11 protein-coding genes are annotated in these 15267 nt (G+C 65.6%); 3 read left to right on the top strand and 8 right to left on the bottom strand.

From position 1 onward, the window contains the following. Positions 1-31 precede the first annotated feature (31 nt). Positions 32-232 (top strand): hypothetical protein, encoded by a 201-nt coding sequence (locus QCE88_RS03995; protein WP_309899369.1) that lies wholly within the window; start codon positions 32-34, stop codon positions 230-232. A gap of 11 nt (positions 233-243) precedes the next feature. On the opposite strand, the gene QCE88_RS03990 is transcribed toward QCE88_RS03995, so the two are convergent. From QCE88_RS03990 to QCE88_RS03980, 3 genes are all read right to left on the bottom strand, one after another. Continuing rightward, positions 244-4380 carry a YadA-like family protein gene (locus tag QCE88_RS03990; protein ID WP_309899367.1) on the bottom strand — a complete coding sequence of 1379 codons (4137 nt, stop codon included), beginning with the start codon at positions 4378-4380 and terminating at the stop codon, positions 244-246. Positions 4381-4824: 444 nt separating this feature from the next. Continuing rightward, positions 4825-6126, bottom strand: coding sequence for an ATP-binding protein (locus QCE88_RS03985; RefSeq protein WP_309899365.1), 1302 nt, complete (start codon positions 6124-6126; stop codon positions 4825-4827). Next, on the bottom strand, positions 6126-6788 hold the full coding sequence (locus tag QCE88_RS03980; RefSeq protein WP_309899363.1) for a response regulator: 663 nt from the start codon (positions 6786-6788) through the stop codon (positions 6126-6128). The genes QCE88_RS03985 and QCE88_RS03980 overlap by 1 nt, the downstream gene beginning before the upstream one ends. Positions 6789-7034: 246 nt before the next feature. Here QCE88_RS03980 and dacB point away from each other — a divergent pair, with 246 nt between their 5' ends. Then, positions 7035-8651 carry a D-alanyl-D-alanine carboxypeptidase/D-alanyl-D-alanine-endopeptidase gene (dacB, locus tag QCE88_RS03975; protein WP_309899361.1) on the top strand — a complete coding sequence of 539 codons (1617 nt, stop codon included), beginning with the start codon at positions 7035-7037 and terminating at the stop codon, positions 8649-8651. A gap of 249 nt (positions 8652-8900) precedes the next feature. Beyond that, positions 8901-10007, top strand: coding sequence for an SGNH/GDSL hydrolase family protein (locus QCE88_RS03970; RefSeq protein ID WP_309899359.1), 1107 nt, complete (start codon positions 8901-8903; stop codon positions 10005-10007). Between the two features lie 105 nt (positions 10008-10112). Here QCE88_RS03970 and QCE88_RS03965 read toward each other — a convergent pair whose 3' ends face one another. The 5 genes from QCE88_RS03965 to fba all read right to left on the bottom strand — a co-directional run bounded on the left by QCE88_RS03965 (position 10113) and on the right by fba (position 15170). Next, on the bottom strand, positions 10113-11144 hold the full coding sequence (locus tag QCE88_RS03965; protein WP_309899357.1) for an L-threonylcarbamoyladenylate synthase: 1032 nt from the start codon (positions 11142-11144) through the stop codon (positions 10113-10115). A gap of 21 nt (positions 11145-11165) precedes the next feature. Beyond that, positions 11166-12353 (bottom strand): 5-(carboxyamino)imidazole ribonucleotide synthase, encoded by a 1188-nt coding sequence (locus QCE88_RS03960; protein WP_309899355.1) that lies wholly within the window; start codon positions 12351-12353, stop codon positions 11166-11168. Positions 12354-12453: 100 nt separating this feature from the next. Then, the gene (purE, locus tag QCE88_RS03955) at positions 12454-12975 is read right to left on the bottom strand and encodes a 5-(carboxyamino)imidazole ribonucleotide mutase (RefSeq protein ID WP_309899353.1); all 522 of its coding nucleotides are present in this window, start codon (positions 12973-12975) and stop codon (positions 12454-12456) included. Positions 12976-13056: 81 nt separating this feature from the next. Continuing rightward, positions 13057-13947: a phosphoribosylaminoimidazolesuccinocarboxamide synthase gene (locus QCE88_RS03950; protein ID WP_309899351.1), complete on the bottom strand. Its 891-nt coding sequence runs from the start codon at positions 13945-13947 to the stop codon at positions 13057-13059. Positions 13948-14105: 158 nt separating this feature from the next. Beyond that, on the bottom strand, positions 14106-15170 hold the full coding sequence (fba, locus tag QCE88_RS03945; RefSeq protein WP_309899348.1) for a class II fructose-bisphosphate aldolase: 1065 nt from the start codon (positions 15168-15170) through the stop codon (positions 14106-14108). Between the last annotated feature and the right edge of the window lie 97 nt (positions 15171-15267).

Raw genomic sequence — 15267 nt, 5'->3', positions numbered from 1 at the left:
GGGATGCGCTCTTCTGGAGCGCGCTATTTCGATGGAGCAAGATTACGGGGTGTCGCTTAAAGCTTTCTTAAAGTTCGAGCAGGGCGGGCGTGCCTTTGAATTGCTTTCTTTGCATTGCTTCATGAAACAGCACGCCGGCTCGGGACGGCAGCCCGTTGAGGCTGCCGTCCTTCGCATCGCCGACTGTTTGCTTCGAACTGCTTTACTGATCGATTACAGCCGGCTGCCTTGATGGAACGATGCTCAGAACTCGTAGCCCACCTGACCTCGCACGCCGGTGTCGCCGCTCGGCGTGAAGGCTGCGGCGCCGTTCACGAGCCAGCGATTGTTTTCCGAACGATACGTGCCGCCGAGGCCGACTGCCGTGTAACCCTTGTAATTGCCCACGCCCACGGCAACGACGGTCTTGCCCGGCGCGCTCGGTGTCAGGTTCGGCATGGCCATCGCCGCGGCGACGCCGGAGAAGGCCTGACGCGCCACGGTGTTGACGCTGCTCTGCACCGCACTCAACTGATTCATGTTGACGGCATCGGTACCGTTGACGCCTGGCGCCACGTTGGTCAGACGGCGTTCCTTGCCCTTTGCGCCGATCGACACGGTGTTGTCCTGATCGGCAAGCGAACCGCTGCCCAGTGCGACCGCATTGTTGCCGGAAGCATTGGCGCCGTTGCCGATCGCGGTGGCATCCGTGCCGCTGGCGATGGCGGGCGTGTCGTTGGTCTGGGCGGCAATCACGGTGCTGCCGCCGCCCGCGAAGTTCTGCACCCGCGATGTGATATCGGCGATCTGCTGGTTCGTCGTCCACAACTGGGAGCCGTTCACGGCGTCCGTGCTGTCGGCGGAGAGCGTGCCTGCCGACACGCCCGTCACCATGCGCGTGCCTTCGCTGCCTGTCACGTCGACGACCGTGCCGTTGGCGTTCTGCCCCACCGTGATCTTGCGCGAAGCCGGATCCTGCTGGACGAGACCCACGGTGCCGCTGTTGATCTGAGTGGTGATGTCGGCGATATCGGTTGTGTTCTTCTCGATGGCGGCGGTGTTGTTCGCGACGTTCACTTGCAGGTTCGAAATGTTCGACGTGTTTTGGGACGTGCGGCCGTCGAGATTCGTGAATGCGGCTTCTACGCCCTGCACGCTTTGACCGTTGAGGGCGTAGGTTGGTTGGGTAACCAGACCATTCGCGTCCATGGAGGAACCGCCGCCGAGCGCTGCGGCTGTGGAGTTCGCGAGTCCGTGGAGTTGCGAGCCGTTTACGGCTTCGTTGCTCGTTGCGTTCACCGCGCCGTTGGCTACACCAATCAACCTGCGCGAGCCTCCCGAACCCGTGAAGTCGATCACCGCACCATCGGTGTTTCTCGCCACCGAAATGACGCGCGAGACAGCGTCCTGTTGCACCAGCCCGATCGTCCCGTTGCTGATCTGCGTGTTGATCGTGCTGATGTCCGTGGTGTTCTGCGTCGTGCGTCCGTCGAGGTTCGTGAATGCCGCCTCCACGCCTTGCACGGGTTGACCGTTGAGGGTGTAGGTCGGCGTCGTGACAAGGCCATTCGCGTCTACGGAAGCACCGCCGCCCAGCGCGGCTGCGGCCGAGGCTGAAGCCGCAAAGAGTTGCGAGCCATTCACGGCTTCCATGCTTCCGCCGCTCACTGTACCGTTCGCTACGCCCGTCAACGTGCGCGCACCTCCCGTGCCCGTGAAATCGATCGCCGAACCGTCTGTGTCCTTGCCAACCGTAATCGTGCGCGTCGCCGGGTCTTGTTGAACCAGGCCCACCGTCCCGTTGTTGAGCTGATTGGTGATGCCGTTGATTGCGGCCGTGTTGTTCGTGATGTCACCGGCGTTTTGCATCGTGCGTCCGTCGAGGTTCGTGAATGCAGCTTCCACGCCCTGCACGGACTGACCGTTGAGGGTGTAGGTCGGCGTCGTGACCAGACCGTTCATGTCCACGGATGAACCACCGCCCAACGCTGTGGCCGTGGAATTCGCGAGCCCGTGAAGCTGCGAGCCATTCACGGCTTCGTTGCTCGTGCTGTTCACTGCGCCGTTCGCCAAGCCCGTCAGCGTGCGCGAGCCTGCCGATCCCGTGACATCGACCACCATACCGTCAGTGTCCTTCGCCACCGTAATGACGCGCGAAACAGCGTCCTGCTGCACCAGCCCAATCGTCCCGTTGCTGATCTGCGTGTTGATCGTGCTGATGTCCGTGGTGTTCTGCGTCGTGCGTCCGTCGAGGTTGGTGAATGCGGCTTCCACGCCTTGCACGGGTTGACTGTTGAGCGAATAGGTCGGCGTCGTGACAAGGCCATTCGCGTCTACGGAAGAACCGCCGCCCAGCGCTGCCGCGGCCGACGCTGAAACCGCAAAGAGTTGGGAGCCATTCACGGCTTCCATACTTCCGCCGCTCACTGTACCGTTCGCCACACCCGTCAACGTACGCGCACCTCCCGATCCAGTGAAATCGACCGCCGAGCCGTCCGCGTTCTTGCCAACCGTGATCATGCGCGTGGCCGGGTCTTGTTGAACCAGGCCCACCATACCGTTGTTGATCTGATTCGTAATGTCGTTGATCGCGGCCGTGTTGTTCGTGATGTCGCCGGTGTTTTGCGTGGTACGGCCGTCGATGTTCGTGAACGCCGCCTCCACGCCTTGCACAGGTTGACCGTCGAGCGTGTAGGTCGGCACTGTGACCAGACCGATCGTGTCCACGGATGAACCACCGCCCAACGCTGTAGCCGTGGAGTTGGCGAGCCCGTAAAGCTGCGAGCCGTTCACGGCTTCGTTGCTCGTTGCGTTCACCGCGCCGCTCGCCACACCCGTCAACGTGCGCGCACCTCCCGACCCAGTGAAATCGACCACCGAACCGTCCGCGTTCTTGCCAACCGTGATCATGCGCGTGGTCGGCTCTTGTTGAACCAGACCCACCGTACCGTTGTTGATCTGATTGGTAATGTCGTTGATCGCGGCCGTGTTGTTCGTGATGTCGCCGGTGTTTTGCGTGGTACGGCCGTCGATGTTCGTCAACGCCGCCTCCACGCCCTGCACAGGTTGACCGTCGAGCGTGTAGGTCGGCGCCGTCACCAGCCCGTTAGCATCCACGGACGAACCGCCGCCCAGCGCAGCCGCAGCCGAACTTGAAACCGCAAACAACTGCGACCCGTTCACGGCTTCATTGCTGGCGCCGTTCACTGCGCCCTCGGTCACGCCCTTCAGCGTGCGCGTGCCCGTGAGGCCAGTGAAGTCGATCGCCGAACCATCGGTGCCCTTTGCAACCGTGATGTTGCGCGTCAGCAGATCCTGCCCCACCAGTCCGATTCCGCCCAGGCTGATTTGCGCGCTGATGTCGCCGATGTCCAGCATGTTCTGCGTCGTGCGTGCATCGATGTTCGACAGGGCCGCGCCGACGTTGTTGACCGAAAGACCGACAACCGTAAAGGTAGGCGGCACGATCGTTCCGTCGATGGCCACCGTCGCGCCCCCGCCTAGCGCCGCAGCAGCCGAACCCGACAGCGCAAACAACTGCGCGCCGTTCACCGCCTGCGTGCTCGCGCCGTTCACCACGCCCTTGGTCACTCCCGTCAGCGTCCGGGTGCCCGCGATGCCCGACACATCGACGGTCGCGCCAGCCGAGTTTTTAGCGACTGTCACGGTGCCCAAAACCGTATCCAGCTGCACCAGTCCGATGGCCCCGGTGTTGATCTGGTTGGTCATGTTGGCGACGGACGTCGTGTTGCTCGCCACGGACGTGTTGAGTACGCCCAGCGCCGCATCGAGCTTGTCGAAACCCGTGCCGACCGTGTTCGCCGCGCCGTTCGTGCCGGCAATCAGGTTGGTCGTGGCGAGCGCATAGGAAGGCCCGGTGACAGCACCCGTCGTTGCATTGAGCGAAGCGCCGCCTCCGAGCACTGCCACCACCGGACTGAATTGACCGACGTTGATGGCGTCCCGTCCGCTCAGACCCGCCGCGATACCCGACAGCAAAACGCCGCCGTTCACGCTGTCAGTCATCGTGGCGATATACATACTCGGCGAGAACGCCAGCTTTTTCTGCGTCGTCGAAGCGACGATTTGCGTGGTGCCGCTGCCCATCGCGTTCCAGATGCCGACGGCAGGCAGGTCGCCGATGATGTCCCCGGCCGCCCAGAATCCGCAGTTCGACACGACGTTCCCCGACGTATAGTTGAAGTTGGCCGCTCCGTTGTTCGCACAGATATCCGCCCACGCGCTTCCCGACAGCAGGAACGTCACCGCCCCCGCTCCACACGTGACCCGCCTGACGCGCCCCGGCTTGTCCTCGCCACGCGCCTCGATACATGCCTCGACACATGCCTGCACGGCGCCCCGAAAGGTGCTTTCCCACCACGCTCCAAACTTCGAATTCATTTTTATTCCCAAGGATCTTTATTGTATGAACACCCCGGCCTCTCCGAGGCGCCTCGGCGGCATGAATCGGCGACACGCGCACTGTTGAAACAGAGGGGAGATTCGAAATGAAGCCCGGCGGACAGACGAGCGCGCGCTCGTCCACGCCGATCACTCGTCGGACGACCTTCTCTGGAACAGACGGGAGCGGTGTCAGGAATTCCCGTGAATCTTTAGGAATCCGTCGATTGCCGCTTTTGAAATTCTAGGAATTGGGATGCCGGCGGCGTATGAGTAAAGTCTCAAAGTTGCCGGTGAAGTATGAATTTCGTCTTTCTCTGATGGAAGCAGCATTCATAACGCTGCCAGAAGAAATCATTCAAGCGCTGACGGTCAGGAGATAAAGCACGCCGATTGCCGGCCAGCAATAGAACCGCTGTCGAGCAGACTCGGTCCATCCGATGTTCAAAACCGGATCGATACCTTCAACCCGCCGGCTTGCGATTCCCCGAGCTCCACGCGCGTGCCGTGCTGCGCGGCAATCCTGCGCACGATCGCGAGGCCGAGCCCGCTGCCCGACACATCCGTCCGCGCCCGGTCCGCGCCTTCGCCGACGCGATAGAAGCGGTCGAACACCCTTTCTCGTTCTGCTTGAGGGATGCCGGGTCCGGTATCCGAAATCTCGACCAGCGGCCGGCCTTCCCGCACCTTCAGGCAGACATCCACGCGGCCGCCGCGCGGCGTGTATTTGGTCGCGTTGTCGATAAGATTGTTGAACATCACGCGCAGCGCATCCGGGTTGCCCTCGACGCTCGCCGGCTCGCTCGCCTCGATGCCCAGATCGACGCCGCGCTCCTGCGCCACCAGGACATAACCGCGCACGCAGCTTTCCAGCAGGGCACACAGGTCGACCGTCACGCCGGCGCCCTGGCCATCCGGCTCCGAGCGCGCCAATGCAAGCAGTTGCTCGGCGAGCCGCGTCGCGCGCGCAATGCCTTCGTTCAGGTCCGCGAGCGCCTCGCGCCGCGCGTCATCGTCCTGGGCACGCCCGACCAGCTGCGCCTGGATCTGCACCGCCGCGAGCGGCGTGCGCAACTCGTGCGCGGCGTCGGCGACGAAAGCCTTCTGGGTGTCCAGCGCCGCCGCCAGACGCGACAGCAGCGCATTGAGCGCCCGCACGACCGGCCGCACTTCCTGAGGGAGACGCCGGTCGGAGAGCGGGTCGAGCGCCTCGGGATGACGTGTGTCGAGCGCGTGCGTCACGCGTCGCAGCGGCGCGAGCCCGCGTCCGACGATGACCCAGATGGCCACACCCAGCAGCGGCAACAGCAGCACCAGCGGCCACAACGTGCGCCACGCGACGCCGGCCGCGACGCGGTTGCGGATCGACAGCGGCTGCGCGAGCTGCACCACGTTGTCGCCGACGATCGCGCTGTACACGCGCCATTCGCCGCGCGGCGTGGTTTCGGTGGAGAAGCCGAGTTCGGCATGCGGCGCGAGCGGCACGCGCGGATGTGAGTAATACATCAGCACGCCATTGCGATTCCAGATCTGGATCACGACGCCTTCGTCGCTTTCGCTGCGTGAACTCAGCACCGACGAAAACGGTTCCGACGGCAACGCCGCCGCGATCTGCTGCAACTGGTAGTCGAAGAGTTCGTTGGCTTCGGCGAGCGCCTGCCGGTAGATCAGCCAGCCCGCGAAGCCGACGCCGAAGATCACCAGCGCGAGCAGCCAGATGAGCAGCGTGCGGCGGATCGACCGCATCAGGCGTCCTTCGCGACCATGTAGCCCAGGCCGCGAACGTTGCGGATCAGATCGGCGCCGAGCTTCTTGCGCAGCGAATGGATGTACACCTCGACCGTATTGCTGCCGATCTCCTCGCCCCAGCCGTAGATCTTTTCTTCGAGCTGGCTCTTGGAGAGCACCGCGCCGGGACGGACCATCAAGGCTTCGAGCAGCGCGAATTCGCGCGCCGACAGCGCCACCGGATTGCCCGCCAGCGTCACCTGGTGGCCGACGGGATCGAGCGCCAGGTCGCCGTGCCGCACGAGCGACTCGCCGCGGCCCGCGTGACGCCGGATCAGCGCACGCATGCGGGCGCCCAGTTCGTCGAGATCGAAGGGCTTGACGAGGTAGTCGTCCGCACCGGCGTCGAGCCCCTTGACGCGGTCCGCGATGGCGTCGCGCGCCGTCACGACCAGCACCGGCAAGCCGTTGCCGCGCGCGCGCAGCGTCTTCAGCACGTCGAGGCCGTCGCGCCGCGGCAGGCCGAGGTCGAGCAGCATCATGTCGTAGGGCTCGCCCGCGACCGCCGTGAGCGCGGCCTCGCCGTCCTGCACCCAGTCGACTGCAAAGCCGTCCGCGCGCAGCGCCTTGCGCACGCCTTCGGCGATCATCCGGTCATCTTCGACAAGCAGGATTCGCATGGCACATGTCTACCGATGGTTACGTGAAGCGGCCCTTTCGACCGCGGTCCATTGTAGCCGCGCGGCTCCGGCTCAGGCTTAAGCGGGTCTTAACGGCGCGCCATGCATGTGCTACGGCCCGGCGCTGCTACCTGTCGCATGCATGCCGCAACGCGCGGCAACTCAAGCCGATTCGTACGATTTTCGCAAGCCAGCTTGTCTACAATAGCCGCTGCCCGCCAACCGCTTCGAATCGACCGTTCGTCCATGCCGCTCGCTTTCCGCTCCGTGTACCGCCGTCTTGCCCCGTTCACTTTCGCTGTCATGGCCGGCGCCGTGGCCCTCGGCGCGATGCCCGAAGCGCACGCGCGCGGCGGCACGAAAGCCGAAGCCCAGGCGCATGCGCCGGAACGGGCGGCCAGGGGCGGCAAGGGCGCGAAGGGCGTCACGCCTTCGAAGCAGGCAGCAAAGGCCGGCCGCGCGGCGAAGATCAGCGTGCCCGCCGGCCCGCTGCCCGCTTCGGTGATGACCGCGCTTGCACGCGCGCATGTGCCGCTGTCGTCGATGAGCGTCGTCGTGCAGCGGGTCGGCGCGCCAGTGCCGCTCGTGGCGATCAACGCGAACGAGCCGATGCTGCCCGCCTCGACGATGAAGCTCGTCACGACCTTTTCGGGCCTCTCGATCCTGGGCCCCGACTACCGCTGGAAGACCACCGCCTACGCCGACGGCGAACTCGATGCGCAAGGCGTGCTGCACGGCAATCTCTATATTCAGGGCACGGGCGATCCGAAGCTCGTGCCGGAAGAATTGATCGATCTCGTCGAGCAGATCCGCAAGAGCGGCATCACCGGCATCGACGGCGCGCTGGTGCTCGACAAGCGTTACTTCGACGTCTCCACGCGCGACCTGCCCGCCTTCGACAACGAGGATTCCGCGCCGTATAACGTCGGCCCGGACCCGCTGCTGTACGCGTTCAAGTCGCTGTCCTTCACGCTCACGCCGGGCACGGACGGACAGGTGGCCATCGACGTGCTGCCGCAACTCGCGCAACTGCAGATCGACAACGAACTGCGCGTCACGCGCGGCGCGTGCGTCGGCTCGTTGCAGGCGGCGTCGCCTTCGGTGGCGCAGGTTCAGGGCGGCTTCGTGCAGGCGTCGTTCGTCGGCGACTATCCGCTGCGCTGCGGCCCGCGCACCGTCAACGTCGCGGCGCTCGATCACTCGACCTTCTTCGCAGGCGGTTTCCTCGCGTTGTGGAAGCAGGCGGGCGGCACCTTCCAGGGCACGACGCGCGAAGGCCCGACGCCGTCGAACGCGCGGCTGGTCGGCACACATCGCAGTCCGGTGCTGTCGGACGTGGTGCGTGACATCAACAAGTTCAGCAACAACGTGATGGCGCGCAACCTGTTCCTGACGATCGGCGCGACGCAGCTCAAGCCGCCCGCGACCACGGCGAAATCCTCGCAAGCCATCCAGGCGTTCCTGCGCCGCAGCGCCCTGCCGATGAACGGCCTCGTACTCGACAACGGCTCGGGGCTGTCGCGCGACGAGCACATCAGCGCAATCTCGCTCGCCGACCTGCTGCTGGCCGCCAATGCAAGCCCGGTGGCGCAGGTGTACATCGAGTCGCTGCCGATCGCGGGTGTCGACGGCACGATGCGCAATCGCCTCACCAACGCGGGCGCACTCGGCAATGCCCACATCAAGACCGGCACGCTGCGCGACGTGCGGGCCATCGCGGGCTATGTCGGCGCGGAGAATGGCGAGAGCTACGTGGTCGTGAGCTTCATCAACGACCCGCGCGCCGAGGCCGCGCGCGCCGCGCACGACGCGCTGCTCGAATGGGTCTACGAAGGGGCGCGCAAGGCCGGCGTCGAGGACTGAACGCTGCCGGGCACGCGACGCGCGGGCACGGCGGCAGGCACGAAAAAGCACGGGTGACCGAAGATTTCTTCTACGAAGTCGAATCCGTAACACTGCGCGCGGCGTGTACGCTGTCGTGCACGGCGCCCGGCCGCTTGGGCCGGATACGCCGCATCACTTAAACTCGCGATAGCGAGGCGAGGCGCGAGGACCGAAAACGGCCGGACGCCGCGATCGAACTATAAACACCAGAAGACGGAGACGAGGTCCATGAAGAAGCAACGCTCGACGCGCGCCGCCCTGACGCGCCTGGCCCAGACCGCAACGGTCTGCGCCGCGATTGCCGTACTCGCCGCGTGCGGCGGCGGCGGTGACGACAACAACAACGCCACACCCGCGGGCGGCGTCAAGCTGCAGGTCGTGTCGTTCGGCGACAGCCTGTCGGACGTCGGTACCTACGCGCCGGTCGCGACGGCCAATTTCGGCGGCGGACGCTTCACGACGAATCCGGGCCAGGTCTGGGTTCAGAACGTCGCGCAGTATTACGGCGACACGCTGACCCCGGCCATGACCGGCGGCTTCGGCGTCCCGCCGGTCACTCAGAAGGGCCTGGGCTACGCGCAGGGCGGCTCGCGCGTGACCAACCCGATGGGCATCGGCCACGCCACGGATCCGAACAGCTACGCCGGCACGCTGACCGTGCCCGTCTCGACGCAGGTGCAGAACTACCTGGCCGCGCACGGCAGCTTCAACGCCAACCAGCTCGTCATCATCAACGGCGGCGCGAACGACATCCTGTACAACCTGCAGGCGCTCAAGGCCGGCGCGATCAGCCAGGCCGACGCCTTCGCCGCGATCGGACTGGCCGCGCAGCAGCTCGGCGGCATCGTCGCGTCGATCCTGAGTCATGGCGCGACCCACGTGCTGGTGTCGAACGTGCCGGATATCGGCACCACGCCGCAGGGCGCGATGAGCGATGCCATCACGCGCGGCGCGCTCTCGAGCGCTTCGGCGGGCTTCAACAACGCGCTCGACCTGACGCTCCAAGGGCTGCAGATCAAGTCGAAGGTCATCTATCTGGACGTGCCGCCGAAGCTCGCGCAGATCACCGCGAACTATCAGCAACTCGGCTTCAAGGTGTCGAACACGGGCACCGCGTGCAACCTGCAGGCGATGGCCGCGGCCGCCGCGAAATTCGGCGAGCCTGACCCGCAGGACTTCGCGACTTCGCTGTTCTGCTCGCCGCAGGTGCTGACCGAGGCTGGCGCAGACCAGACCTATATGTACGCCGACACCGTGCATCCGACCACGCACCTGCACGCGCTCTATGCGCAACAGGCCGAGCAGACGGTCGCGGCATCGGGGCTCGGGAAGTAACTCGGGAAGTAACTCGGGAAGTAAGCGCGCTTGTAGCGCCACGCTGAAAGACAAACCGCCCGGTCGATTTCGACCGGGCGGTATTGTTTGAAGCCTCGGATCAGGTCAGGCGTCCGCTTCGAAGGCGGCGGCCGCCCGCCCCAGCCGGTCGTTCACCGCGATCCATTCCATCGATTCAGGCAGTTTCTCGATCAGGATGCGTTCCACGTTGGCCCGATCGAGCGCGCGCAGCAGACCGTACAGATCGCGCGCATAGCTTTGCGGGTCCTCGGGTGCGGCGACAAAATGCACGTTCGGCGCATGGGCCCACTCGCCCGCGCTCGACGCCCGCGCGACCAGCGCGATCTTCCTTCCGCTCGACCGGTCCTGCGCGGCGAGCAAGGGCGCGAGCGCCGCGAACGGCAACAGCGCGAGCGGCGTGCGCGGCGCGTAGTGCGCCTTCAACGTGCCGGAAGCACGCGGAGCGGTTGCATCCGAACCGTCGGGCAGGCGCGGCGCCACGCCCAGCACGTCCGCAATCTGCTGCGGACTCACGTGCCCCGGCCGCAACAGCGCCGCAAAGCCGCGCGACAGATCCAGAATCGTCGATTCGATGCCGACATCCGCCGCGCCGCCGTCGACCACATGCACCGCGCTGCCGAATTCCTCCCACACGTGCTGCGCGGTAGTCGGGCTGACGTGTCCGAAGCGGTTCGCAGAAGGCCCCGCCACGCCGCCCTGCCGCCCGGTGCCGAGGCGCCGCCGGTGAAACGCCGACAACAGCTGCTGCGCCACCGGATGCGACGGACAACGCACGCCCACCGAATCCTGTCCGCCGCTCACCGCAGCCGGAATATGCGCCGCGCGCTTGAGAATCAGCGTCAGCGGGCCGGGCCAGAACGCATCGATGAGCTTGCGGGCATCGGCGGGAAGCTCGCGCACCCAGTAGCCCGGATCGGCCTCGGGCGCCAGATGCACGATCACCGGATGATTCGCCGGACGGCCCTTCGCCGCATAAATGCGCGCGATGGCGTCCGGATTCTCGGCGTCACCGCCAAGGCCATAGACCGTTTCGGTCGGGAACGCGACGAGCTCGCCGGCATCGAGCAAGGCGGCTGCCTCGTCGATCTGCGCGGCGCTCGGAAAGTGGAGGGTCATGGCCTGCTGCTTCGGTGAGGCTCAGTCGAGCGGGATATGCAGCATGCGCGCGCAGTCGCGCGCCGCCGTGCGCGCTTCCTCGAGCGTCGCCGCCGTGAAGTTGATGTGCCCCATCTTGCGCCCGCGCCGCGCCTCTTCCTTGCCGTACAGATGCAGCCGCGCCGCCGGCATCGCCGCGACCTCCGTCCAGGCCGGCGGACGAGACTTGTCGCCGTCGAACCAGACGTCGCCGAGCAGGTTCAGCATCGCAGCCGGCGAATGCTGGCGCGTGTCGCCGAGCGGCATGCCGGTCATCGCGCGGACCTGCTGCTCGAACTGGCTCGTCGCGCAGGCATCGACCGTGTAGTGCCCGGAATTGTGCGGACGCGGCGCCATTTCATTGGCGATCAGCGAGCCGTCTTCCAGCACGAAGAACTCGACGCACAGCACGCCCACATAGCCGAGCTTCGCCGCGATGGTCAGCGCCGCGTCCTGCGCCTGCGCGACCAGCGTGTTGGACGCATCGGGCGCGGGCACGACCGTCTTCGCGAGAATGCCGTTGACGTGCACGTTCTGCGCAAGCGGAAACACGGCCGACTTGCCGTCGCCGCCACGCGCGATCAGCACGGACACTTCGTACTTCAGCGGCATGCGCTTTTCCAGCACGCACGGCACGCCCGCCAGCGACGCATGCGCCTCGCGCACTTCCTGCACGTTGCGCACGTTCACCTGCCCCTTGCCGTCGTAGCCCAGGCGCGCGGTCTTGAGGATGCCCGGCAGCACGGCGGCGAGCTTCTCGTCGGGCAGCGCGGCGAGCGCTTCGGTCGATTCGATCACCACATGCGGCGCCACCGGCACGCCCGCCTGCGCGATGAAGCGCTTTTCCGCCACGCGATCCTGCGCGATCGCCACGCAGCTCGCGGCCGGGCTCACGAAGGTGCGCGACGCGAGAAATTCGAGGCTCGCGGACGGCACGTTCTCGAATTCCGTCGAGACCGCCGCGCACAGTCGGCCGAGCTCGGTGAGCGCGGTCGGGTCGTCGTAGGCGGCGCGAATGTGACGATCCGCGACGGCGCCGGCGGGGCTCGTCGCGTCCGGATCGAGGACGGCGACGCGATAGCCCATCGACTGCGCGGCGAAGCAGAACATGCGGCCGAGCTGGCCGCCGCCCACCATGCCTAGCCAGGCGCCCGGCAGGATGGGGGAGATCGGGGAGTTATGTGGGTTCATCGTGGGGGCTGGAGGGCTGGCGGGCGGTTGAGGAAAGCGTACTCGGGATGAAAAGTGGGAGCGCGGCCCGTTTTCGACACGCGGGCCGCGCGCGCAGTCCTTAGAGCGGCGGCAACGCCATGTCCCGTGCCGCCTGATTCTGCTTCACGCGGAACGCCGCGAGCGCCTCGGCGAATTTCGCCTCGGTGGCGCTCAGGATCGATACCGCGAACAGCGCCGCGTTCGCCGCGCCTGCCTCGCCGATGGCGAAGGTCGCGACCGGCACGCCCTTCGGCATCTGCACGATCGAGTGCAGCGAGTCCACGCCCTTCAGATACTTGCTTGCCACCGGCACACCCAGCACCGGCAGCGTGGTCTTGGCCGCCAGCATGCCCGGCAGATGCGCCGCGCCGCCCGCGCCCGCGATGATGGCGCGCAGCCCGCGTTCGCGCGCCTGCTCCGCGTAGGCGAACATCTCGTCCGGCATGCGGTGCGCGGACACGACCTTTGCCTCGTAGGGCACGCCGAATTCCTGCAGGATCGCCACGGCGTGCTTCATCACGTCCCAGTCGGAACTGGAACCCATCAACACCCCGACGAGCGGCGCGTCATGCACATGCGCGCCGGTCTGTACTTCGCTCATTCCGTTTCCCTTGAAATGCATGCGCCGCCTGAGACAGTTCGGCAAGCGGCGCCAGTCAAACTCGACCTGTACCCGGCGACCTCAGGAGAGCGTCTGGCCAGTCAGGCGCTGCAACGCTTCCTGATACTTCTCGGAGGTCTTCGCGATCACGTCGTCCGGCAGCTTCGGCGCGGGCGGTTCCTTCTTCCACGGCTGCGTTTCGAGCCAGTCGCGCACGAACTGCTTGTCGAAGGACGGCGGGTTGGTGCCGACCTGATAGCCGTCGGCGGGCCAGAAGCGGGACGAATCGGCGGTCAGCACTTCGTCCATCAGGAACAGCTCGCCCTTGTTGTCGAGGCCGAACTCGAACTTGGTGTCCGCGATGATGATGCCGCGGGTCGCCGCGTATTCCGCCGCTTCCTTGTACAGCTGGATGGAAATGCGCCGGATGGTCGCCGAGAGTTCGGTGCCGATGCGCCGTTCCATCTCGTCATAGGTGATGTTTTCGTCGTGATGGCCCATTTCGGCCTTCGCGGCGGGCGTGAAGATGGGCTCGGGCAGCTTCTGCGCGTTCTGCAGTCCCGGCGGCAGTTCGACGCCGCATACCGCGCCCGTCGCCTGATAGTCCTTCCAGCCGCTGCCGGCGAGATAGCCGCGCACCACCGCCTCGACGAGGATCGGCTCCAGGCGCTTCACCACGACCGCACGGCCTTCGAGCTGTGCGGCTTCGTCCGCCGTCACGACCGTCGCGGGGTCGATGCCCGTGTTGTGGTTCGGCACGATATGGCCGAGCTTCTCGAACCAGAAATCGGCCATCGTGTTCAGCACGCGGCCCTTGTTCGGGATCGGCTCGCCCATCACGACGTCGAATGCGGAGAGGCGGTCGGTCGTGACGATCAGGAGCTTGTCCTGACCGACGGCGTAGTTGTCGCGGACCTTGCCGCGGCCGAGCAGCGGCAGCGATTTGATCGTGGATTCGTATAGCGTGGACATCGTCGTGTACCGAAGAGTGCTGGAAAGGTGGGCTGCCGCCTCGGACCGTCCCTGGCGGCAAGCCGGGACGGCGGGGCAAAGCGAACGGGTCCCGTCGCCGGAACCCGTTGATTTTACTTTACAAAGACCGCGACGCTCAGCGGGCGCTCAATTCGCGCTCACTTGACGATCTGCGCGAGCTCGCCGGACTTGTACTTCTCGGCGATCTTCTCGAGCGGCACCGGCTTGATCTTGCCCGCCATGCCCTCGCAGCCGAACTGCATGTAGCGCTGGCGAACGATTTCCCTGGTCGCCTCGCGGGCCGGCTTCAGGTAGTCGCGCGGATCGAACTTCGACGGATTCTCGATCAGGAAGCGGCGGATCGCGCCGGTGATCGCGAGACGCAGGTCGGTGTCGATGTTCACCTTGCGCACGCCGTGCTTGATCCCTTCCTGGATTTCCTCGACCGGCACGCCATAGGTTTCCTTCATGTCGCCGCCGAATTCGCGGATCTGCGCGAGCAGTTCCTGCGGCACCGACGACGATCCGTGCATCACCAGGTGCGTGTTCGGGATGCGCTGATGGATTTCCTTGATGCGGTCGATGGCGAGAATGTCGCCCGTCGGCTTCTTGGAGAACTTGTACGCGCCGTGCGACGTGCCGATGGCGATCGCCAGCGCATCGCACTGGGTCTGCTTGACGAAGTCGGCGGCCTGCTCGACGTCGGTGAGCAGTTGCTCGCGCGTCATCGTGCCTTCGGCGCCGTGGCCGTCTTCCTTGTCGCCCTTCATGGTTTCGAGCGAGCCCAGCACGCCCAGCTCGGCTTCGACGGTGACGCCGATCGCGTGCGAAAAGTCCACGACCTGCTTCGAGACTGCGACGTTGTACTCATAGGACGCGACGCTCTTGCCGTCGGCTTCGAGCGAGCCATCCATCATGACGCTGGTGAAACCGGAGCGGATCGCGGCCATGCATACCGCCGGCGACTGCCCGTGATCCTGGTGCATCACGACCGGAATATGCGGATACGACTCGACGGCCGCTTCGATCAGATGGCGCAGGAACGCTTCGCCCGCATACTTCCGCGCGCCGGCCGACGCCTGCATGATGACGGGCGCGTTCACTTCGCTGGCGGCCGCCATGATGGCCTGGACCTGCTCCAGATTGTTGACGTTGAACGCCGGGAGTCCGTAGCCGTTTTCGGCCGCGTGATCCAGCAATTGACGCATTGATACGAGAGGCATTGTGGTGAGACTCCAAAGGTGAAACGAATTTCTTGACGCGCACGATTCCGCTCTGGGGCGTTTTCGGTTTTTTGAACGACAGACGGAGGCAGATGCC

It is taken from the genome of Caballeronia sp. LZ035 (genome assembly GCF_031451175.1).
GTDB lineage: Bacteria > Pseudomonadota > Gammaproteobacteria > Burkholderiales > Burkholderiaceae > Caballeronia.
Note: the sequence above shows the minus strand (reverse complement) of the source record. Positions and strands in the feature narration are given on the sequence as shown.